We start from the raw sequence: 23,193 nt of genomic DNA, 5'->3' as shown, positions 1-23,193 counted from the left end.
AAATCGCTTTCTTACATGATTTACAGCGGCAACAGATCGGAGTAAGATAAATCATAATTAAGTTGTATACAAGTATACCAATTGCGAAAGGATGTTGAAATTTATGAAATTGGGCATGGTCGGTCTTGGCAAAATGGGGTACAACCTTGTGCTTAATCTCCTGCATCATCAGCATGAGGTGGTGGCGTTTGACATGAATGGCGAAGCCGTTCAAAACGCCGCCAAAGAAGGTGCGGTTCCCGCGTCAGGCCTGGAACAGCTGGTTCAATCGCTGGAAGCTCCCCGTATCGTATGGGTGATGGTTCCCGCCGGTCCCGCGGTTCAATCGGTGGTGGACTCCTTAATCCCTCTGCTCTCCCCCGGAGATATTGTGATCGACGGCGGTAATTCCCACTACAAAGATTCGCTGGACATCGCCGAAAAATTGTCCGCTCACAGCATACACTTCTTTGATGTGGGTACCTCCGGCGGTGTTGAAGGCGCCAATCAAGGCGGCTGCTTTATGATCGGCGGCGACGAGGCGGTTTTCCGGACGATCGAGCCGATTTTCCGGGATATCGCGGTCGACAAAGGCTATCTATATGCCGGAAAAAACGGCAGCGGCCATTTTTTGAAGATGGTGCATAACGGAATCGAGTACGGCATGATGCAGGCGATCGCCGAAGGCTTCGAACTGCTGGAGAAAAGCCCGTTTGACTACAATTTCGAAGACGTGGCGCGCGTCTGGTCCAACGGCTCGGTGATTCGCGGCTGGCTCATGGAGCTGACGGAGAACGCCTTTTCCAAAGATCCCAAGCTGGAAGGCATCCGCGGCGTGATGAGATCCTCCGGCGAAGGCAAGTGGACGGTTGAAACGGCCCTGGATCTGCAAGCCAGCGCTCCGGTCATCGCCTTGTCCCTCTTTATGCGCTACCGCTCCCTTGAATCCGACACGTTCCACGGTAAAGTCGTTGCCGCCCTACGCAACGAATTCGGCGGCCATGCCGTGGAATCGGCCAAATAAGGGAACGACGTTATGAAATTCCCGTCTTCCTGGCTGAAGGGCAGCTCCTTGGGGGAATTTATCGCCTGTGAGCTGCGCCTTCAGATCATTAACGGCACCATTCAGCCCGGTACCGTCTTGTCCGAGAACCGCATTGCCGCCGAGTTCTCGGCAAGCCGGTCCCCGGTTCGTGAAGCCTTGAAAACGCTGTCCAGCGAAGGGCTGATCACTTTGCAGCGAATGGGTGCCGTCGTTAACGGCCTGCAGGTAAAGGATATCGAGGAGCTGTATGACGTCCGTTACCTGATCGAAAGCTTCTCCTGGCGGCGGCTTGCCTCCACCGATCCCGCACCCCTAATCGCCGTTCTCCAGCAAATTGTCGACAAGATGGAGCTAGCAGCCAAGTATCGGGATGTCGTGGAGTTCGCTTACCAAGACCTCACTTTCCACGAGCACATCATCACCGCGGCCAACCATGCCAGGCTGTTGCACCTTTGGTCCAGCATCAGGCCCATTGTGATGACCGTGATGTTGATGACGACCGAAGAGGTATTTTTCGGGGGCGAACCAAAAATCAGCTATGTGGTGGAGAAGCACCGCAAGCTGCTGAAAGAGCTGCAATCCCGGAACCCGGCGGTGATCGCGGCCGGAATTGAGGAGTATTTCGCCGATTCGGTAAACACCGTGCATACCAGCATGAAGGAAACGAAATAGTAGTAAAAAAGGGGTAAAAATAGAAGGAGGAACACCATGAGCACGTTATTCAACATGAGCCACAACGCCACCTTGTTATTTTGGACCCTGGTGACGATTGTTTTTCTTGTCGTTCTCATTTCCAAATACAAATGGAACCCATTCGTGACACTGCTAATTTCCGCACTTTTGCTGGGCCTGCTGGCCGGCATGCAGCCGCTTGACGTCGTCGGCTCGATTACGAGCGGGCTTGGGGGTACGCTGGGCACCATCGCGATTGTCATCGCTCTTGGCACCATGCTCGGCAAGATGATGGCCGAATCGGGCGGAGCCGAGAAAATCGCCACGACGCTTGTAGACCGGTTCGGGCAAAAGAAAGTCCATTGGGCGATGATGGTCGTCGGTTTTATCGTCGGGATTCCCGTCTTTTTCGAGGTCGGCGTCATTCTTCTGATCCCGATTGTGTTTACGGTGGCCAAAAAAACGAAAATGTCGCTGCTGCAAATCGGCATCCCGATTTTGGCCGGACTGTCCACCGTACACGGACTCGTCCCACCGCATCCGGCTCCGATGATCGCCATCGACGCGTATGGCGCGGACCTCGGCCGAACGATTCTGTACTCCATCCTGATCGGCTTCCCGACCGCGATTATCGCGGGTCCTGTTTTCGGCAGGTTCATCGGTAAACGCATCGTTCTGCAGCCGCCCGCCGAACTGGCGGAGCAGTTCGCCGTCAAAGGAACCCGTAAGCTGCCGGGCTTCGGCATCACGCTGTTTACGATTCTGCTCCCTGTCCTGCTGATGCTCATCGGATCGATCGCCGACATCCTGGATCCGGAAGCCACAAGCAGCTTTACGCTGTTCTGCGAATTTATCGGCCATGAAATCATGGCCCTGATGATCGCCGTCGTCTTTTCCTTTTTTTCGCTCGGTTTCTCCCGAGGCTTTACGAAGCATGAAATTTCGAAGTTTACGAGCGAATGTCTGGCTCCGATCGCGACGATCGTCCTGATTATCGGGGCGGGCGGCGCTTTCAAGCAGGTGCTGATCAACAGCGGCGTCGGCGGCGCTATTGCCGAAATCGCCACAGGCGCGCATATTAATGTCATCCTGTTCGCCTGGTTCGTCGCCGCGTTGATTCGGGTAGCGACCGGCTCGGCCACCGTCGCCATGACGACCGCCGCGGGGATTGTCGCCCCGGTTTTGGCCCTGTCGCCCGGCGTCAACGTCGAGCTGGTCGTGCTGGCCACCGGTGCCGGCTCCATCGTGCTTTCGCACGTCAATGATGCGGGGTTCTGGATGGTCAAGGAGTTTTTCAATATGACCGTTCCGCAGACGCTGAAATCCTGGACCGTCATGGAGACGATCCTTTCGCTTGTGGGATTGGGACTGATTCTCCTCATTAACGCTTTTTTCTAATATAATGATAAAAATATTCAAACATGGAGAGAGAGGGTAATATCGGATGGAACAAAAAGCTTATATGATCGGCGTGGATATTGGAACGACAAGCACCAAAGCGGTGTTATTCGAAGAAAACGGGACCATCGTCGCCTTCGCCAATGAAGAATATCCGCTGTATACCGAAGCGGCCGACGTTGCCGAGCAGGATCCGGAGGAAATTTTCAGCGCCGTCCTGAATGCGATTCGGCATGTCATGACGCAAAGCAATGCCGCGCCGGAGCGGATTTTGCTCGTTTCCTTCAGCGCGGCTATGCATAGCGTCATCCCGATCGACCCATCCGGCAAGCCGCTGATGCGGTGTCTCACCTGGGCGGACAATCGAAGCGTCGAATGGTCGAAAAAATTAAAAAATGAGCTCGGAGGACATGAGATTTACCTGCGCACCGGAACCCCAATTCACCCGATGTCTCCGCTATCCAAGCTGCTGTGGCTGCGCCATGACAAAGCGGATATTTTTAAGCAAACCTTTAAATTCATCTCCATAAAAGAATATGTCTTTGCGAAGCTGTTCGGAGAATACGTCGTCGATCATTCCATCGCCTCCAGCACCGGACTTTTGAACCTGGAGCGGCTGGATTGGGATGAGGAAGCGCTGCGGGTCGCCGGCATCACGCCGGATCAACTGTCCACTCTGGTACCGACCACCCACATCATGAAACGACTATCCGAATCTTATGCCGAAAAAATGGGGCTCCTCCCCTCCACTCCCTTCGTCATCGGGGCCAGTGACGGCGTGCTGTCGAATCTGGGCGTGAACGCCATCGCCCCCGGGGTCGTCGCCGTGACGATCGGAACGAGCGGCGCCATCCGTACGGTCGTGGATCGTCCGAAAACCGACCCCAAAGGCCGTATCTTCTGCTATGCGCTGACCGAAAAACACTGGGTCATCGGCGGAGCGGTCAATAACGGCGGCGTGATTTTCCGCTGGGTGCGCGATGAATTCGCCGCTTCCGAGGTGGAGACCGCCAAACGGCTGGGGATCAGCCCTTACGATGTATTGACCAAAATTGGCGAAAGAGTGGCGCCGGGATCGAACGGCCTCCTGTTTCATCCTTATTTGGCCGGCGAACGAGCTCCTTTATGGAACCCGAACGCCCGCGGCTCGTTTTTCGGCTTGACGCTGCATCATCAGAAAGAGCATATGATCCGCGCCGTATTGGAAGGCGTCATATATAATTTGTACACCGTACTGCTGGCGATGGAGGAACAGATTGGAGAGCCGAAAAAAATCCAAGCCACGGGCGGATTTGCCCGCTCCCCGCTCTGGCGTCAGATGCTGGCCGACATCTTCGACCAAAAAGTCGTCATCCCCGAGAGCATCGAAAGCTCTTGTCTCGGCGCAGTCGTCCTGGGGCTGTACGCGCTAGGCAAAATTGATTCCTTTGACGCCGTTTCCGACATGGTCGGCGGCACCTTCGAGCATTCGCCAATCAAAGAGCATGCCACGGTGTACAAGGAACTCCTCCCGATCTATATCCGGATCTCCCGCAAGCTGGAGGAGGATTACGAAGCGATCGCCAAATTCCAGCGCGGCCTGAAATACGATTAAGGAACGAAACACTCGCACCTGAAAAAAGACGGTCTCCGAAGTTTTTCTCGGAGAGCCGTCTTTTTTGTCTATAAGAAGTATTCACAACCCCATTTGGGAAAATGTCGGACTTTTGGATATCCTGTGTATAATTCTATTCAAAACAACTCGGATGATGTCGAAATTTAAACAATTTATAAACAATATGTAGTGTTGTGGGTTAAAATTATACACAAGTTATTGAATTTGTGGATAAAAAACAGCAACGCATTGAAATATAAGCCTTCTTTTGCTATGATTATATTGTTTTTTGGTGTGAATATCTATTTTAAAGCCATAAATTATTAACAGCCTGTGGATAACATTGTGAACAATTCAAATTTATCCATGTTTATAATCATTCCACTTTACTGACTCATGGGGATAAATGTCCCCTTTATTTATGTTTTTTCGACCCTTTCTGCATGGCTCATGCCACAATTGGAAGATTTTAAAGGAGTGACCGTCTGTGGATAGCCATACCTCCGACCTATGGCAGCAAATCTTATCCATCATTAATACAAAACTCAGCAAACCCAGCTTCGATACCTGGTTCAAAGCCACCAAAATCGTATCCCTGAACGATCGTTCGATCGTCATCTCCGCCCCCACCACTTTTGCTGTGGAATGGCTGGAGAGCCGTTATACGAAACTGGTCGCAACCACGGTTTTCGAATTTCTCGGCAAACAGGTTGACGTATCCTTTGTGATTGAGGAATCCGCCGCGCCCGAGCAGACGCAGGTTTACAAGGAACCCCCCGCACCCGTCCAGCTGGAGGAAAGCGTTTCCAATATGCTGAATCCCAAATATACCTTTGATACGTTCGTTATCGGTTCCGGCAACCGGTTCGCGCACGCTGCCTCGCTGGCTGTTGCCGAAGCGCCGGCGCGCGCCTACAACCCGCTTTTTCTATACGGAGGGGTAGGTCTCGGCAAGACGCATTTGATGCACGCCATCGGTCACTATATTTTGGAGCATAGTCCAAGCAGCAAGGTGGTCTACATCTCATCCGAGAAATTTACGAACGAATTCATTAACTCCATCCGGGATAACCGGGCGGAGAGCTTCCGCAACAAATATCGGAACATCGATATCCTGCTGATTGACGACATCCAGTTTATCGCCGGCAAGGAATCAACGCAGGAGGAGTTTTTCCATACCTTCAACGCACTCCACGAGGAGCGCAAGCAGATCATCATATCCAGTGACCGGCCGCCCAAGGAAATTCCGACTTTGGAAGACCGGCTCAGATCCCGGTTCGAATGGGGGCTGATCACCGATATCCAACCGCCGGATCTGGAAACCCGGATCGCGATTCTGCGCAAGAAAGCGAAAGCGGAGAATCTCGATATTCCGAATGAAGCGATGATGTATATCGCGAACCAAATCGATACGAACATCCGGGAGCTGGAAGGCGCGCTGATCCGCGTGGTGGCGTACTCTTCCCTCATCAATCAGGATATCACCACCCATTTGGCCGCCGAAGCCCTGAAGGACATCATTCCATCGAGCCGGCCGAAAATGATTACAATTCAGGATATCCAGCAAAAAGTCGGCGAATATTACAACTTGAGGCTGGAGGATTTTAAAGCCCGGAAACGGACCAAGGCGATCGCTTTTCCCCGTCAAATCGCCATGTATTTATCCAGGGAATTAACGGATTTCTCGCTTCCCAAAATCGGGGATGCCTTCGGCGGACGGGATCATACCACGGTCATTCACGCCCACGAAAAAATATCCCAGCAGTTGAAAACCGATCAGGATCTCTATAAAGTTATCAACAACATTACGGAGAAAATCAAAAATTCATCCTGAATAAGCTATAAGCCTATGCACATGATATTCACATGTGGATAGGCTTCATTTCATATATTTTGTTCCGTTATCCACATATTCAGGGCCCCTACTACTTCTTCTATATATTTTAAAGATATACATCATCATAAAATAGCGGCCAAGCCGCCACGGGAAGAGCAGTACAACCTATGCTGAGATCAACCGGCTATTAAGCTCCGGTTTTCTATCCATTTCAGTTCGGATTAGCGGAAATTGCATTTACTTGCTAAAATCAAATATATGCAGGTACGGGCCGATAATATGCCTACGAAGTAAAGCTTTATTGCAAATAGGGGTTGAACTCCACAATTGTAGATATAAAGCGCCACCGTCGGAGTCACCACTTTAACGGGAAAGTCTCCCGTTAATCTACCGCTCTTGACTCTTGGATCGGAATTAGCTGGAAAAGCTCCATCTATTTCTCGGCCCAATTGCCGGTATACGCAATTTCAGGGAAACTAGCGGGAGGTTTTCCAGCTAAATCACCTCTGCAGCCGCGTACGCACCAAATTAACGGGAAGAATTCCCTTTATTTTGAACCAACCAAATTAGTTGTAGGCCAAGAGTGTGAAAAGAACCCTTTACACCGCCGCCTAATATGCAAATCAATAGTTCAACCTATAAAGTTAAATCAAAAAAGTAAAGCTCCATAAAACAAAGCAATTGCTTACGAAGCAAGTTTTATTGCAAAGGCTATTCAAGATGTGATGTTCCATAAAACTTTTAGGAGTTGAAGTTATGAAAATCCGCGTTTTAAAGCATGATTTGAACGAATCTATCCAGCATGTGGCTAAGGCGATTTCCAGCCGCACCACCATCCCGATTTTGACGGGGATCAAGCTGGAGGTTAATTTTCAGGGGATGACGCTGACGGCCAGCGATACCGATATTTCCATCCAGGCGTTTATTCCGGCTGAAGATCAGGAGAAGCAAATCGTGCAAGTTGAACGCCCGGGTAGTGTAGTGCTGCCGGCGAAGTTTTTTGTGGAAATCATTAAAAAACTTCCTTCCAGCGAAATCGAAATGGAAGTGGGCGAAGGATTTAAAACGCAAATCCGTTCCGGCTCCACCGATATCCAAATGGTCGGCCTGGATCCCGAAGAGTTCCCGGTGCTGCCGAATATTGAAGAGAATCAGGTCATTTCCATTCCGGGCGACCTGCTTAAAAATATGATCAAGCAAACGGTCTTCTCGATTTCGACCAATGAAAGCTCCCCGATTCTGACAGGGGTGTTGTGGAATTTGAGCGATAACCAGTTCAAATTTGTGGCTACCGACCGTCACCGGCTGGCCAGCCGTACGGCGGGGCTGGACGATGCGGAAGGCGTGCGTTTCAGCAATATCGTCATTTCCGGTAAAACGCTGAACGAGCTCAGCAAGATCGTTCCCGACCAGAATACACGGGTGGACATCGTCGTAGCGGACAACCAGGTCTTGTTCAAAATTGACCGGGTACTCTTTTATACCCGTATTTTGGACGGAACTTATCCGGATACTTCCAAGATTATTCCGACAACCTACAAAACAGAACTGGTTTTGGATACAAAAAAATTAAGCGAGTCCATTGACCGCGCTTATTTGCTGTCCCGTGAAGAAAAAACGAATATCGTGCGGCTGCAGACGCTGGAGAACGGAACGATCGAGATTTCGTCCAGTTCCTCCGAACTGGGCAAGGTCACCGAGCAGTTGGATCTGGCGGAATTTACGGGCGATCCGCTGCGGATTTCGTTCAACTCCAAATATATGCTTGATGTGTTGAAAGTGGTGGAGAGCGAGCAGCTTCACATCGGTTTCACCGGGGCCATGAGCCCCATCATCATCAAACCGGTGGATGACAGCCAAAGCCTTTATCTGATCCTGCCATACCGGACTACAAATTAAAGAGAGGTCGTTGGACACGCGATGAAGACGATTCCGATTTCCAGTGAATATATCAAACTGGATCAATTTCTGAAGCTGGCCGACTGCGTTTCGACCGGCGGCATGGCCAAGGCGCTGCTGCAGGAAGAAGCCGTCAAGGTAAACGGAGAGCCCGAGGACCGGAGAGGCCGGAAGCTGTACCCCGGCGATACGATTTCCGTGGAAGACTGCGGTACTTTCCAGGTAGTTCGCGGCGAGGAGTAACGGCTCCCTAACCTGGACGTCAGGGGGACACGAGGAGGGCCTGGATACCATTGTTTGTTAAATCGATATCACTTGCGAATTACCGTAATTATGAGGCGCTGTCGCTGGGCTCCTTCGGCAGCGTCAATCTCATGATCGGGCGCAATGCCCAAGGGAAGACGAATCTGCTGGAGGCGCTGCTTGTACTTGCGCTTACCAAATCGCACCGGACGGCGAAGGATAAGGAACTGATCTCCTTTGGCAGCGCCCAGGCTACGGTGTGGGCGGAGGTGGAGCGGAAATACGGGACGGTCGGTCTCGAGCTGCGCTTCTCCCAACAGGGAAAACGGGCCAAGCTGAACGGCCTGGAGCAGCGGAAGCTGAGCGATTTCATCGGGGCGCTGAACGCCGTGATGTTTGCCCCGGAGGATTTGGAGATCGTCAAAGGAACTCCCGGGGTCCGGCGGCGGTTTCTGGATATGGAGATCGGGCAAGTGCAGCCCAGCTATCTTTTTCACCTTCAGCAGTATCAAAAAGTGCTGGTTCAACGCAATAACCTTCTGAAGCAGGCGTGGGGGGCAGGACCGGAGGTCACCACTATGCTGGAGATCTGGAATGAGCAGTTGGCGGAGCATGGTGTTAAAATCATCAAGAAAAGGAAACAATTTATAAGAAAACTGCAAAAATGGGCGCAGCAGATTCACGAGGGCATTACCGGGGGCGGGGAAAACCTGAAATTATCCTACCTTCCGTCCTTCGGCGAAGCCGAAGAAGAAGATGAAGCTGTCTTATTGGAGCAATTTATGATAAAGTTATCACAAACGAAAGATCAGGAAATCCGCCGCGGAATGACCCTTGCGGGTCCGCACCGGGACGATTTGGCGTTTCATATCAACGGCAATGAAGCGCAAAGCTTCGGCTCTCAAGGGCAGCAGCGGACGACGGCCTTATCACTTAAATTGGCGGAGATCGAGCTGATTCACGAGGAAATCGGGGAGTACCCCATTTTACTTCTGGACGATGTACTGTCCGAACTGGATCCTTACCGCCAAACTCAATTGATTGAAACGTTTCAAAGCAAAGTGCAGACGTTCATTACGGCTACCGGGATTGAGAGCCTCAATGCCAGCCGTCTTCAGGACGCCAGCATTTTTCATGTTCAAGAGGGACAGGTTCATCCATAGAGACGGGGGGAATCGCGTTGTACATTCATCTGGGCGGGGAGAAGGTGGTCCTATCCTCGGAAGTGGTGGCGATTTTCGATATTTCGATCGAGAAATCTTCGAAAATCTCGAAGCAATTCGTCAGCCATGCTATCAAGGAGAAGCAGGTCATGCGGATCGGAGAAGAGGAGTCCAAGTCGATAGTCGTCACCGGGGATACCGTGTACTATTCGCCGATTTCCTCCGCGACGTTGAAGAAGAAGAGCAACGTTTCATCCATGATTTAATCCACCCGACATAGAATTTATAGAAGTAGGTGAAGGCAGTGTCTATGAACGAGCAATCGTATGATGAGAGTCAGATACAGGTACTGGAAGGTCTGGAAGCGGTACGGAAACGGCCGGGGATGTACATCGGTTCGACCAGTTCCCGCGGGCTGCATCATTTGGTCTGGGAAATCGTCGATAACAGTATTGACGAAGCCTTGGCCGGCTATGCGAACAAAATCGATGTCACGGTTCATGAAGACAACAGCGTGACCGTTGTCGATAACGGTCGCGGTATTCCGGTCGGGGAGAATCAGAAGCTGAAGAAATCCACGCTGGAGGTCGTCATGACGGTCCTTCACGCCGGGGGTAAGTTCGGCGGCGGCGGGTATAAAGTATCCGGCGGTCTTCACGGGGTAGGGGTTTCCGTCGTAAACGCCCTGTCCGAAAAAGTGCTGGTTCAGGTTCACCGGGACGGCCATATTTATCAGCAGGAATACCGCCGCGGGACACCGCAATATGATGTGAAGGTCGTAGGCGATTCCTCGATTACGGGAACGAAGACGACGTTTCATCCCGATCCGGAGATTTTTACCGAAACCACAGTTTATGATTACAATACGCTGCTCACCCGGATCCGCGAGCTGGCGTTTTTGAATAAAGGCATTAATATTTCCTTGACCGACGAACGGAGCGGTGTATCGGAATCGTTCCATTACGAGGGCGGGATCATGGAGTATGTGAAGTTCCTGAATCAGAACCGGGAGGTCCTCCACGAGCAGCCGATTTATGTGGAAGGCCAGCGGGATATGGTTCAGGTGGAAATCGCTTTGCAGTATAACGACAGCTATACGGAAAATATTTTTTCGTTCGCCAACAACATCAATACGCATGAGGGCGGTACGCACGAGTCGGGCTTCAAGAGCGCTTTGACGCGGATTATCAACGACTATGCCCGCAAGAGCAGCGCGATCAAGGAGAACGACTCCAACCTGACCGGGGACGATGTCCGTGAAGGCTTAACGGCGATCATCTCCGTCAAAATTCCCGAACCGCAGTTCGAGGGGCAGACGAAGACCAAGCTCGGCAACAGCGAAGTGCGCGGGATTGTCGAGTCCCTGTTTGCCGAGAAGCTGCAGGAGTTCATGGAGGAGAATCCGGCGGTCGCCCGGCGCGTTCTCGACAAGGCGCTGCAGGCTTCGCGGGCCCGGGAAGCGGCCCGGAAAGCGCGCGAGCTGACCCGGCGCAAGAGTGCGCTTGAAGTCAGCGCCCTGCCGGGCAAGCTGGCGGACTGCTCCTCGAAGGACGCGTCCATCAGTGAGCTCTACATCGTCGAAGGTGACTCGGCGGGCGGTTCGGCCAAGCAAGGCCGGGATCGTCACTTCCAGGCGATTCTGCCGCTGCGCGGGAAGATCCTGAACGTCGAGAAGGCCCGCTTGGACCGGATCCTCGGCAACGCCGAAATCCGGGCGATCATCACGGCGCTCGGCACCGGGATCGGCGAGGAGTTCGACATTTCGAAGGCCCGGTACCATAAGATTATCATTATGACCGATGCCGACGTCGACGGCGCGCATATCCGCACCCTGCTGCTGACGTTCTTCTTCCGCTACATGCGGAAGATCATCGAGGCCGGGTACGTCTACATCGCGATGCCGCCGCTCTTCAAGATCGAGCGGAACAAGGTCGTTCGCTATGCCGGTTCCGAACGCGAGCGCGATGAAATCATCGCGGAATTCGGCGAGAACGCCAAGTTCAACGTGCAGCGTTATAAAGGTCTCGGGGAGATGAATCCCGAGCAGCTGTGGGAAACGACGATGGATCCGGAAAGCCGGACCATGCAGCAGGTTTCCATCGCCGACGCAATTCAGGCCGACGCGATCTTCGACACGCTGATGGGCGACAACGTCGAACCGCGGCGCGACTTTATCAATGAGCATGCGAAAACGGTCAAGAACCTCGACATTTAAGGGGAAGGACCGAACACGAACAAGTCAAAATTAGCGTGAAAATGAGCAAAATACCGTCATTTCGATGACGGTATTTTTTTGCAATTTGTCATTTAACCGGGATCGCCAGCCTGAAGAACTTGCGAATTTGGCGTGTGCGAGCGGCCAAAGATGAGAGCATCTTCATCTGAAACCGGGCTAATTCAGCAGGCTGTTCAAGCAGGGAACCGGGATGACGTTTATCGAATAAGTTACTAGCATAAAATGGAACGGGCCAAAAACTGCCGGGTACCACAAGCTGTACGTCTGGCGAAATCTGCGAGTGGTCAAGACGTTTAAGAGCTATGCGGGATGCCGCCTGCCGTGTATCGGGGATAATATCCCGCCGGCCCTGGCCTTTTTTCGGGAGAAGGAGGTTGGATAGGAGATGGACGATTTGAACAGGAGGAAAATCCGGGAGATCGTGAATCGTATGGCACCCGCCGATCTGGAGCTTTACTATGCTTGGGGGGATGCGGCGGGATTTTGGCGGAATGTGCGCGAGCATGAGGCTTACCGGTCCAATCTGGAGGAGATCAGATCCGAAGGGGAACGGTTATTGAAGGAGGAGTTGCCCGAGCTGGGTTATGCGCTGTTTTCAATCTTTCGGGCAACCGGATCGCGGTTGGAGTATGAACGGGTTTATTTTGAGCGGAGAAGAAGACTGAACACCTTTACTTTGCTCTGTTTGCTGGAACCTGATTCCAAGCTGTACGCATCGCATCTCCATGAAACCATCTGGTCGATTTGCAGGGAGTATACCTGGTGTCTGCCAGCTCATTTGGGAGTGGACGACGATCCTGTGCAATCCATTGACTTATTTTCGGCTGAAACCGCATTCACACTTGCCGAAATATCCCTGCTCTTGGGAGAGAGGCTGCCGCAGCGCCTGAGGTGTCTGATCGAAAGTGAAGTGAACCGGCGGATATTGAGGCCGTTTCTGGTCTGCGGGCCATTTTTTTGGGAAACGGCGTCCCACAATTGGTCCGCGGTTTGCGCAGGATCGATCGGGGCAACGGGTTTGTTGCTGGAACAGAGCCCGGAAGCGCTTACGGATTTGCTCCTCCGGGTTCAGGCAAGCCTGGAGTGGTATTTGCGGGGGTTCGGTGGGGATGGGGCCTGTCTCGAAGGACTCGGTTACTGGAATTACGGATTTGGCTACTTTGTTTATTATGCGGACCTGCTGCGCTCACGCACAGACGGCGAGTTGGATTGGTTCACTCGGGGGAAAGTTCGGCAAATCGCGTTATTCCAGCAAAAATGCTATTTGGGGGGGAGGGCGGTCGCCAATTTTTCCGATTCTCTGCCTACCCATCCCGTTCATGTGGGGCTTTCCCACAAGTTGGCGGAGTTTTATCCCGAATTTGAACTCCCGCCCGCGGACATGCGCGCCGACTACCGTGACGACCATTGCAGCCGATGGGCCCCGGCGCTGCGGAATCTGATCTGGCGCAATCCCGCCGTTTTTGAGGGCAAACGTGAGTGGGGCACTGCCGCCTGCTTTTTGCCCGATGCGCAGTGGCTCATTTCCCGCTACCGGAGTGTGGCGGGAATGTTCGGGTTTGCCGCCAAGGGCGGGCATAACGGCGAGCCGCACAACCACAACGACCTCGGCCATTTTATGCTGCTGGCCGACGGAATGGCGTTAGTGGCGGACTTGGGTTGCGGCGAGTACACGGCCGACTATTTCGGGGCCGGCCGGTACGAATACGCCTGCAATGGGTCCCAGGGCCATGCGGTACCTGTGATTGACGGACACGGGCAGGAAGCGGGCGAGGACCGGGCTGCAGCGGTGCTGGAGGATTCCACAGGGGAAACGGCGGATTTGCTGCGGCTGGAGCTCGCCGGGGCCTATCCGCCTGCTGTCGCTCCGAAGTCATATATCCGCTCCTTTGTTTGGCACAAATCGGAGCTGCCGGTGCTAAAGCTGGAGGATGTGTTCCGCTTCTTCAAGCCGCCGGGCTCGCTAAGTGAGCGGGTCGTCACCTTGGCTCCGCCGGTAATCGATCAGGTGCAGGGCGTGATCATCTTGTCGCCTGCGAAAGAAGGGGCGGAGGCGGCTTACGCACGCAGGTTGCGGATAAAATACGACCCCTCCGTTCTGAAGGCTTCTGTGGAGGAGCAAAGTTATCGGGACCATTTTGGTCGGGATAGGGTCTGGTATGCGCTTGATTTTCACGTGGAACATTTGCTGGATGAGATCCAAGTCATTTTATGGTTCGAATTTATGTAAATTAGAACGAGCGGAATGAAAGGGGAGCGGATAACTTTGACGGAAAGCTTAGCGTGGGTGGAAGAAGCCTGGAGTCAGGCGCTGAAGAAGACGAGTTACAACCTCCGGCGTATAGGGGCGAGGTTTCCGCATGCCAGTCAAGGAGGAAAATATGATCTGGCGGAGCCGGCCTGGTGGACGGCCGGGTTTTGGCCCGGGATGCTGTGGCTGCTGTATAACGATAGCGGAGATGAATCCCTGAGGGCGATGGCCGAGCAATGTGAAGCCCAACTGGACGGAGTGTTGGACGGATTTGTCCGCCTGGACCATGACATCGGTTTTATGTGGACGCTGACTAGCGTGGCTTCCTTTAAGCTGCTCGGCAGCGAGGCGTCGAAGCTTCGAGCCCTGAAGGCGGCTAATTATTTGGCTGCCCGGTTCAATCTGAAAGGCCGGTATATCCGCGCCTGGAATCCCTGGTATGCAGGAAACGACAACGCCGGTTGGGCGATCATCGACTGCTGCATGAATATGCCGCTGTTGTTCTGGGCTTCGGAAATCACGGGGGATCCCCGGTTCCGGCATATTGCCGAAGCGCATATGGATACCGTCCTGGAGCATTTTCTCCGCCCCGACGGCTCGGTTTACCATATTATCCGGTTCGATCCGCTGACCGGGGAGCGGGTGGAAGGCATCGGCGGACAAGGCTACGCGCCGGAATCGGCCTGGTCCCGGGGAACCGCCTGGGCGATCTACGGGCTCACGCTGGCCTACCACCACACCGGCAAACCGGATTACCTGCATGCGGCCAAACGGGTTGCGCATTTCTTCCTGGCCCAGCTTCCGGAGGATCATGTGCCTCCTTGGGATTTCCGGGCCCCGGCGGAATTGAGGATCTACCGGGACTCCTCCGCCGGAGCCTGTGCGGCCAGCGGCTTGCTGTTGCTGGCGGAGAAGGCAAATGAGATGGAAGGACCGACTTACCGCCAGTCGGCGGAACGTATCCTCAAATCGTTGTACCAAAACTACGAAACCTGGGGCGATCCGGGGGAGGAAGGGCTCCTTCTGCACGGAACCAGCAACTACCCGGAGGGGAAAAACATCGATGTTCCGCTGATCTACGGCGACTTTTTCTATGTGGAGGGATTGGCCCGCTTGAAGGGGAAAGGGCCGTTTTATTGGGAGTAGAACCGCCGGGCCAGGGCGACCCCAATAATGGGAATTGTTCCTGTTAATGGGTTGCCTATGCGGCAGCAGAAGCGAATTAGCTGGAAAACCTCCCGTTAATTCGTTTGAAAAAACGTATTCCGCCGGTTTGGCCGCGAAATAGATGGAGTTTTTCCAGCTAAATTGGATAGGAGGGGTAAGGGCGTAAAATTAGTGGGAGGTTTTCCCGTTAATAAGTGGTTTAGCGTGACCAACGAGGGGAGGAGCAAAAAACATGAGTCAGCAGAAGCACGCCCAAGCGCTGCTGCGAAACCCGCTGCGAACAAAGCGGGACCTTCAAGCGGCCCTAAAAGAGCTTACTGCGCCGCTACGTCCGCATTACAGCGAGGGAAAAGCCCGGTTAAGGCTTGGCGCGGCCGGAGCCGGCTTCGACGCCGCTATCGCCGAGATTGAGGGGTTTTCCCGCGTGCTGTGGGGAATGGTGCCGCTGCTCGCCGGCGGCGGAGAGGACGATCTGTGGGAGGTCGTGCTTGAGGGGATTCGCCACGGTACGGACCCTGCACATCCGGAATATTGGGGCGAGGTGGCCGACTATGATCAGCGGCTCGTGGAAATGGCGGCGTTCGGGTTTGCGCTGGCGCTGATTCCGGACCGGATTTGGGGGCCACTGAACGAGCGAGAACGCAAGCATTTGCAGGAATGGTTGGGCCAAATCAACCGGCACCCTTGCTACGATTGCAACTGGTTGTTTTTTAATGTGCTGGTGAATTTGGGGCTTCACAAGGCAGGACTCCCGTACGATCAAGACCAGTTGAAGGCCAACCTGGACCGAATCGATTCGTTCTATTTGGCGGACGGCTGGTACAGCGACGGGCCCGGGGCGCACTGTGACTACTATGTCCCCTTCGCCATTCATTTCTATGGCCTGCTTTATGCCGTGCTGATGAAGGGGGAGGACCCGAAGCGAGCGGCCCTGATCCGGGAACGGGCAGGTCGGTTCGCGGCCGACTTCCTCTACTGGTTTGCACCGGATGGCGCTTCCCTTCCTTACGGGCGCAGCCTGACTTACCGGTTCTCGCACTCGGCCTTCTGGGGGGCCATGGTTTACGCGGAAATGGAAGATCTGCCCTACGGGGTCCTGAAAGGGCTCATTTTGCGGCATTTCCGCTGGTGGTTCCGCCAGCCGATGCTCGACGCGGAGGGGCTGCTGACCGTGGGGTACGCTTATCCGAACCTGGTGATGGCGGAAAACTACAACTCGCCGGGCTCCCCTTACTGGGCATTGAAGGCGTTTCTGCCGCTGGCCTTGCCGGACGATCACCCGTTCTGGCAGGCTGAGGAGATGCCTCTTCCGGCGGGGCCGCCCGTGTCGGTGCAAAAGCCTCCGCACCTGGTCATTTGCCGCCGGGAGGAGTCCGGACATGTCGCCGCTTTTAACAGCGGAAATCTGACGACGAACGAGCACACCCATACTTCGGCAAAATATGAGAAGTTCGTCTACTCCACAGCGTTTGGATTCAGTGTTCCGCGGGCGGAATGGGGCTTGTCCCAAGGGGCTTTCGACTCGATGCTTGCGCTCAGCGAAGGCGACAATCTGTATCGGGTCCGACGCCGGAATGAGGAGACCCGAATCGATGGACACCTCCTCTATGCCCGATGGGTACCTTGGCGCGACGTCGAAATACAAACCTGGATTGTTGCCGGATTACCCTGGCATATCCGGATACATCGCGTAGACACGGCCCGCGAACTGGACGCCGCCGAGGGCGGCTATGCCCTGGGATTGTCCCCGCAAACGGAGCGGTTCGAAAGGGCAGCCGGCTCGGCCGTCCGATCGGTCCACGGAGGCGTCGGCATTCAATCCCTGTTCGGTTATGACCGGGCGGAACTTGTCTACCCGAACGCGAACACGAATATTCTCCATCCGCGGACGGTAATCCCAACGGTGCGTGCCCGTCTTTCGGCCGGGGTGCATTGGCTGGCGGCCGCCGTATATGGCGAACCGGGACCCGGAGCGGACTTCGGCCGCAAAAACGCTGATTGGGGCCTGAACGAAGCCCTGGTCCGGCTCGGCGTGAAGCTGCAGGAAACCGCGATTCAAGTGACGGGGCTGGATGGACAAATTACCGTCATAGAGATGGGAAAATAGCAGCGAGCGAAGCGAAAACAAGGCGGCTTCCGTGTACAGGTGAGGGGATCCTGCCTGCGGAAAACCGCCTTTGTTTATTTTTTCAGACGGCCATAGGCGACCGCATAACGGCGAATTCTTTTGTAAATGTCCTTGTCGGGGAGAAATTTAAAGGGGAAGAGGGCGGGAAGGGTGTTCACCTCCAAAATCCAGATTTGATGCTGTTCGTCGATGGCGATATCGAGGCCGATTTCCCTCAGATTAGGGAATTTCCGCGCCAGTTGACGGGCTGCTCTGGTGCCGAGTGTCTTCATCTCTTTGTATATTTTTGCGAATTCTTTGGGTTCGAGATAAGGGCTCAGCAGATCGTCGATCGTCATTACCATGCCGCCGCCATGGTAATTTGTGATGATTTTTTGCTGCGCGGCGACGCGCCCGATGAAACCGGTCGTTTCCCAGCTTTTTTGCGGCGTCTTCTGAACGAGCGCGCGGATATCAAATTTTCGGCGTCGGTATGTCAACAAATGAATCCCTTTTTGAATGAGATATACCTTCCTGCCGATCCGCTGAGCCAGGACGTTGTGCAGTTCCTCCAAGGTGGGGTAGAGCTCGATTTGAATGCCATACCGGAGTTTATACTGCGTGACCTGCTCTTGCTGTTCGGGTAGGAGTTCGTCGGTCCAAGGCTCGATGCTCATGACACCGTTGCCGTAAGTGCCGCGGTCCGGTTTCACATAAACTAGACTATGGGCCTCTATCATTTCCTTCAGATTCTCCAGGCTGTATTTGCGCGTGTCGGGGATAAAAGGCCGGATGGTATCCTTTTGTCTCAAAATCACCGTCTTCTCCCATTTGCTGGCGATGCGCTGAATAGCCAACTTAGCATCCTTCCTTTCTAAAACCCCGGCTGGAACCACTTCAGGCATGAAAAACATAGGACAGAAGAGAAAAACAATGATATAATTATAAGATATGGGGATTTTATAAGTTTTTTGACCATTTTTTTGAACAACCACTCTAAATGCCTATATTCTTAGTGTATGAACTATAAGGGCAATGGGAATGGACACATCCCCATTTATAGTGTCTATACCACATGGAATCTCTGGCCGGCACGTTTAATCGGGCATGTTTTGTGCAAGTAATATAATGATTCGGGGCAGGATGAGAACATTCCATTACCATAGGCACTTGGATAGAATTTGAAGGAGGTCCAGCATGGCGGAAGAAAAATTTTCGCAAATTATAGACCGGGATATTAATGTGGAAATGCGCGAATCCTTTATGGATTATGCCATGAGCATTATCGTCAGCCGTGCTTTGCCGGATGTAAGGGATGGTCTGAAGCCGGTTCACCGGCGTATTCTGTACGCCATGAATGAGCTTGGCATGCATCCCGATAAGCCATTCAAGAAATCAGCGAGAATCGTCGGTGAAGTTATCGGTAAGTATCACCCGCACGGTGACTCCGCGGTTTATGAAACGATGGTGCGGATGGCCCAGGATTTTTCCATGCGTTATATGCTGGTCGATGGCCACGGCAACTTCGGGTCGGTCGACGGGGATATGGCAGCCGCAATGCGATATACGGAGGCGCGGTTGTCCAAAATCGCTATGGAAATGCTGCGCGATATCAATAAAGAGACAATTGATTTCATGCCTAACTATGACGGTGAGGAGCAGGAGCCGGTCGTGCTGCCTGCACGTTTTCCGAACCTGTTGGTCAACGGGGTATCGGGGATCGCCGTAGGGATGGCTACGAACATTCCGCCGCATAATTTGGGTGAGGTTATAGATGGGGTACAGGCGCTGATCGCCAATCCGGATATCGATTCTCTGGATCTCATGGAATATATCAAAGGCCCGGATTTTCCGACTGCCGGGTATATCATGGGCCGGACGGGAATACGTCAAGCTTATACGACGGGGCGAGGCTCCATCACGATGCGGGCCAAAACCACCATCGAAGAACACAACAACAAGGCGAGAATCATTGTAGAAGAGCTTCCGTATCAGGTGAATAAGGCCCGGTTGGTTGAAAAAATAGCCGAGTTGGTTCGCGAGAAGAAGATCGACGGCATCACCGACCTGCGGGATGAATCGGACCGTAACGGGATGCGTGTCGTGATTGAACTGCGTCGGGATGTCAATCCGAACATCGTGTTGAACAATCTGTTCAAGCACACGGCTTTGCAAAGTACGTTCGGCATCAATATGCTGGCGATCGTGAACAATGAGCCTAAGATTTTAACCTTGAAGGAAGTCCTTAGCTATTATTTGCAGCATCAGGTTGAAGTTATTCGCCGCCGGACGGAATTCGAGCTGAGGAAAGCGGAAGCCCGCGCCCACATCCTCGAAGGCTTGCGCATCGCTCTCGACCATCTGGACGAGGTTATCGCGCTGATTCGCTCTTCCCAAACGGCAGAAATCGCCCGCACCGGGTTGATGGAACGTTTCGGGCTCAGCCAGGAGCAGGCCCAGGCGATTCTGGACATGCGTCTGCAGCGGTTGACCGGTTTGGAACGCGAGAAGATCGAGAGCGAGTATCAGGAGCTTCTGCAAAAGATTGCGGAATACCGCGAGATTTTGGCCAACGAATCCCTCGTTCTGCAGATCATCAGCGACGAGCTTCAGGAAATCCGCGAACGTTTTGCCGATGAACGGCGCACCGAGTTGCTGGTCGGGGAAGAAAGTATCCTGGATGAAGACTTGATTCCGCAGGAAGAGGTCGTCATCACGATCACGCATACCGGATATATCAAGCGTCTGCCGCTCACGACCTACCGCAGCCAAAAACGCGGAGGACGGGGCGTTGTCGGGATGGATACGAAGAACGATGATTTTGTGGAGCATTTGTTCGTTACGAACTCGCACCACTATCTGATGTTCTTCACCGACCGGGGGAAAGCGTATCGCCTGAAGGCTTACGAAATCCCTGAACTCGGCCGGACCGCGCGGGGGACTCCGATTATCAATCTGATCCAGATTGAGCAGGGGGAGACGGTCAACGCGGTTATTCCGGTGGAGCGCTTTGATGAGGACAGGTATTTGTTCTTCGCCACCCGTCAAGGGGTTGTGAAGAAGACGCCGATCGAAGACTACATCAATATCCGCAAGGGCGGATTGATTGCCGTGCATCTTCGCGAGGACGATACCCTGATCGACGTGAAGCTGACGGACGGCAATCAGGAGGTCATTATGGGGACGGCTCAAGGAATGTCGATCCGCTTCCCTGAGAGCGACGTCCGCTCGATGGGTAGAGCCGCAACCGGCGTAAAGGGGATTACGCTCGATGAGGATGATCATCTGATCGGAATGGACGTCATCGTTCCGGATCAGGATGTTCTGATCGTGACGACCAACGGTTACGGGAAGCGTACGCCTACGTCGGAATACCGGATCCAAAGCCGGGGCGGTAAAGGGATCAAGACGATCAATGTGACGGAGAAGAACGGTCCTGTCGTTGGTCTCAAAGTGGTCAAGGACGACGAAGATCTGATGATCATTACCGCCAGCGGTACCCTGATTCGGACGAGCATGTCGGGGATCTCCACGATGGGGCGGAACACGCAAGGGGTCAAGCTGATCAACATCCGCGAAGACGATGCCGTGGCTACTGTCTGCCGCTCGGATAAGACCGAAGAAGAACCGGAGGAAGAAACGCCAATTGAAGGTGGGGAGTCCCTGGCGGACGCTCAACCGAATGACGTTTCCGATTCGGAGGAATAAGACCAGGTTTATAAAAACCGGACTTCCTTAGGGAGGCCCGGTTTTTTGTCATTCTTTTTTTTGCCGCGGAAAAAGGATTGTTGGGCTTCAAGTCTCGTAATATAATGGCGGTATATAGTGCTTTTTACCCTAAATAGGGACCAGACCTACATATTTGGAAGATTTAAGGAGAGAGCGAATTATGGCCAGCGTGCCTGTAATGGATCTGAAACCCGGTTTGAAAATCATTGAGAATGTGCACACTCCGATCGGTGGACTGTTATTGCATAAAGGAAAAGTACTTCTGCCTAGAGATTTGGATATTTTGCGTGCATTCATGGTTCAGCTTGTTGAAATTGAGGACGGGCAAGTAAAAGGGCGCGAGGAAATGACGGAGGTTTCCGATACAGCCAAATCGGGGCGTGCGGACCATACATCATCCCTTATTGAAAGTGAACCGGTTGCGGCCGACCAACTCCATAAAGAGTATGACCGGATGCTTTATCTGACCAAGAGCGCCTTCCAATCGGTCCTGGCCTCGGAACTGCCGATTTATGAGCTCCGTCATCAAATGGAGGCCTTGATCAAGCAGTTGAAATTCTATAACGTGCTTACCTACACGCCGCGCAATGTGAACGAATACGACTACCTGTACCATAACGCGATTTTGTCGGCACTTACGTCCTATACGATTGCCAGATGGCACGAGCTTCCGCAAAAAGACTGGATGCAAGTAGCCTTCGCCGGTCTTCTTCATGACATCGGGAATACGAAAATCGATCCGGCGATCCTCTATAAACCGAATTCGCTTACCGCAGAGGAAGCGGAGGAAATGCGGATGCATACGACGTATGGATATCAGCAGCTTCGTAAGACGTCGGCCATTAATGAAGGTGTCCGCCTTACGGCTCTTCAGCACCATGAGAAAATGGACGGTTCCGGCTACCCCTTCCGGCTTACCGGAGATAAGATCCATATTTATGCCAAAATCGTGGCCGTGGCCGATATTTTTCATGCTATGACCTTAAACCGGAGATACCGCAAAGCCCAGTCTCCTTACTTGGTTCTGGAGCAGATCAAATCGGAAGCCTTTGGTAAATTAGATCCGGGTGTGGTCCAGACTTTCGTCGACAAAGTGACGCAGTTCCATCATGGAACACGGGTCCGGCTTAGTGATGACAGCATTGGGGAAATCGTTTTTTCCGACCGGCAGCATCCAACCCGTCCCATGGTTTCCGTACATGGAGAAATCGTCAATCTCGTACAAGCGAGACATCTGCATATCGAGGAAGTTCTTTCCTAGGGTTGCTTTTCGGGTTGGTTATGAGGTATAGTAATATTCGCTGCTGCGGAAGGCAGATGTAAGATTTGAATCATAGAAAATAAATAAAAGCTTAGTTTCTAAAAAAAACTCTTGCAAAATTCCGCAGTTAGTGATATATTATAAGAGTTGCTGCTGATAACGCGGTAACGAGTTAGAAACAAAGTTGATCTTTGAAAACTGAACAACGAGTGAGTATTAAAATGAGAAGTAAAATTCTCGTCAGATTCAAAATGAGCTATCAGCTTATTCAATAAGTTTGAACTTTATTGGAGAGTTTGATCCTGGCTCAGGACGAACGCTGGCGGCGTGCCTAATACATGCAAGTCGAGCGGACTTGATGGAGTGCTTGCACTTCTGATGGTTAGCGGCGGACGGGTGAGTAACACGTAGGCAACCTGCCCGTAAGACTGGGATAACTACCGGAAACGGTAGCTAATACCGGATAATTTATCTTGCCGCATGGCGGGATAATGAAAGGCGGAGCAATCTGTCACTTACGGATGGGCCTGCGGCGCATTAGCTAGTTGGTGGGGTAACGGCTCACCAAGGCGACGATGCGTAGCCGACCTGAGAGGGTGAACGGCCACACTG

General features: G+C 53.0%; 16 protein-coding genes and 1 rRNA gene. 16 read left to right on the top strand and 1 reads right to left on the bottom strand.

Annotated elements, in window-relative coordinates; all coding sequences use genetic code 11:
• Nucleotides 1-103 precede the first annotated feature (103 nt).
• From gnd to V4U84_RS20025, 13 genes are all read left to right on the top strand, one after another.
• Nucleotides 104-1,003 carry a phosphogluconate dehydrogenase (NAD(+)-dependent, decarboxylating) gene (gene gnd, locus V4U84_RS20085; RefSeq protein ID WP_334077828.1) on the top strand — a complete coding sequence of 300 codons (900 nt, stop codon included), beginning with the start codon at nt 104-106 and terminating at the stop codon, nt 1,001-1,003.
• Nucleotides 1,004-1,015: 12 nt separating this feature from the next.
• A complete protein-coding gene (locus V4U84_RS20080) occupies nt 1,016-1,696 on the top strand; it encodes a GntR family transcriptional regulator (RefSeq protein ID WP_334077827.1) in 681 nt (226 codons plus the stop codon).
• 36 nt (nt 1,697-1,732) lie between these two features.
• Entirely contained in the window at nt 1,733-3,094 is a 1,362-nt protein-coding gene (locus V4U84_RS20075; protein ID WP_334077826.1) for a GntP family permease, read from the top strand.
• Between the two features lie 46 nt (nt 3,095-3,140).
• On the top strand, nt 3,141-4,688 hold the full coding sequence (gene gntK, locus V4U84_RS20070; protein WP_334077825.1) for a gluconokinase: 1,548 nt from the start codon (nt 3,141-3,143) through the stop codon (nt 4,686-4,688).
• A 487-nt stretch (nt 4,689-5,175) separates the two neighbouring features.
• On the top strand, nt 5,176-6,522 hold the full coding sequence (dnaA, locus tag V4U84_RS20065; RefSeq protein ID WP_334072707.1) for a chromosomal replication initiator protein DnaA: 1,347 nt from the start codon (nt 5,176-5,178) through the stop codon (nt 6,520-6,522).
• Between the two features lie 759 nt (nt 6,523-7,281).
• A complete protein-coding gene (gene dnaN, locus V4U84_RS20060; protein WP_334072708.1) occupies nt 7,282-8,424 on the top strand; it encodes a DNA polymerase III subunit beta in 1,143 nt (380 codons plus the stop codon).
• Between the two features lie 21 nt (nt 8,425-8,445).
• Nucleotides 8,446-8,667, top strand: coding sequence for a S4 domain-containing protein YaaA (gene yaaA, locus V4U84_RS20055; protein WP_334072709.1), 222 nt, complete (start codon nt 8,446-8,448; stop codon nt 8,665-8,667).
• Nucleotides 8,668-8,717: 50 nt separating this feature from the next.
• Complete coding sequence (recF, locus tag V4U84_RS20050) at nt 8,718-9,830, top strand: DNA replication/repair protein RecF (protein WP_334072710.1); 1,113 nt, start codon at nt 8,718-8,720, stop codon at nt 9,828-9,830.
• A gap of 17 nt (nt 9,831-9,847) precedes the next feature.
• Nucleotides 9,848-10,096 carry an extracellular matrix regulator RemB gene (gene remB / locus V4U84_RS20045; protein ID WP_334072711.1) on the top strand — a complete coding sequence of 83 codons (249 nt, stop codon included), beginning with the start codon at nt 9,848-9,850 and terminating at the stop codon, nt 10,094-10,096.
• A 44-nt stretch (nt 10,097-10,140) separates the two neighbouring features.
• Nucleotides 10,141-12,045: a DNA topoisomerase (ATP-hydrolyzing) subunit B gene (gene gyrB, locus V4U84_RS20040; protein WP_334072712.1), complete on the top strand. Its 1,905-nt coding sequence runs from the start codon at nt 10,141-10,143 to the stop codon at nt 12,043-12,045.
• Nucleotides 12,046-12,451: 406 nt separating this feature from the next.
• Nucleotides 12,452-14,296, top strand: a complete 1,845-nt coding sequence (locus V4U84_RS20035) for a heparinase II/III family protein (RefSeq protein ID WP_334072713.1) — start codon at nt 12,452-12,454, stop codon at nt 14,294-14,296.
• 15 nt (nt 14,297-14,311) lie between these two features.
• The gene (locus V4U84_RS20030) at nt 14,312-15,463 is read left to right on the top strand and encodes a glycoside hydrolase family 88 protein (protein ID WP_334072714.1); all 1,152 of its coding nucleotides are present in this window, start codon (nt 14,312-14,314) and stop codon (nt 15,461-15,463) included.
• A gap of 253 nt (nt 15,464-15,716) precedes the next feature.
• Entirely contained in the window at nt 15,717-17,591 is a 1,875-nt protein-coding gene (locus V4U84_RS20025; protein ID WP_334072715.1) for a DUF2264 domain-containing protein, read from the top strand.
• Between the two features lie 74 nt (nt 17,592-17,665).
• On the opposite strand, the gene V4U84_RS20020 is transcribed toward V4U84_RS20025, so the two are convergent.
• Entirely contained in the window at nt 17,666-18,448 is a 783-nt protein-coding gene (locus V4U84_RS20020; protein ID WP_334072716.1) for a YheC/YheD family protein, read from the bottom strand.
• A 340-nt stretch (nt 18,449-18,788) separates the two neighbouring features.
• Here V4U84_RS20020 and gyrA point away from each other — a divergent pair, with 340 nt between their 5' ends.
• From gyrA to V4U84_RS20005, 3 genes are all read left to right on the top strand, one after another.
• Nucleotides 18,789-21,299 carry a DNA gyrase subunit A gene (gene gyrA / locus V4U84_RS20015; RefSeq protein WP_334072717.1) on the top strand — a complete coding sequence of 837 codons (2,511 nt, stop codon included), beginning with the start codon at nt 18,789-18,791 and terminating at the stop codon, nt 21,297-21,299.
• Between the two features lie 181 nt (nt 21,300-21,480).
• The gene (locus V4U84_RS20010; RefSeq protein ID WP_334072718.1) at nt 21,481-22,581 is read left to right on the top strand and encodes an HD-GYP domain-containing protein; all 1,101 of its coding nucleotides are present in this window, start codon (nt 21,481-21,483) and stop codon (nt 22,579-22,581) included.
• Nucleotides 22,582-22,865: 284 nt separating this feature from the next.
• Nucleotides 22,866-23,193, top strand: a 16S ribosomal RNA gene (locus V4U84_RS20005); the annotation flags it as partial.

It is taken from the genome of Paenibacillus sanfengchensis, from assembly GCF_036864765.1.
Classification (GTDB): domain Bacteria; phylum Bacillota; class Bacilli; order Paenibacillales; family Paenibacillaceae; genus Fontibacillus; species Fontibacillus sanfengchensis.
Note: the sequence above shows the minus strand (reverse complement) of the source record. Positions and strands in the feature narration are given on the sequence as shown.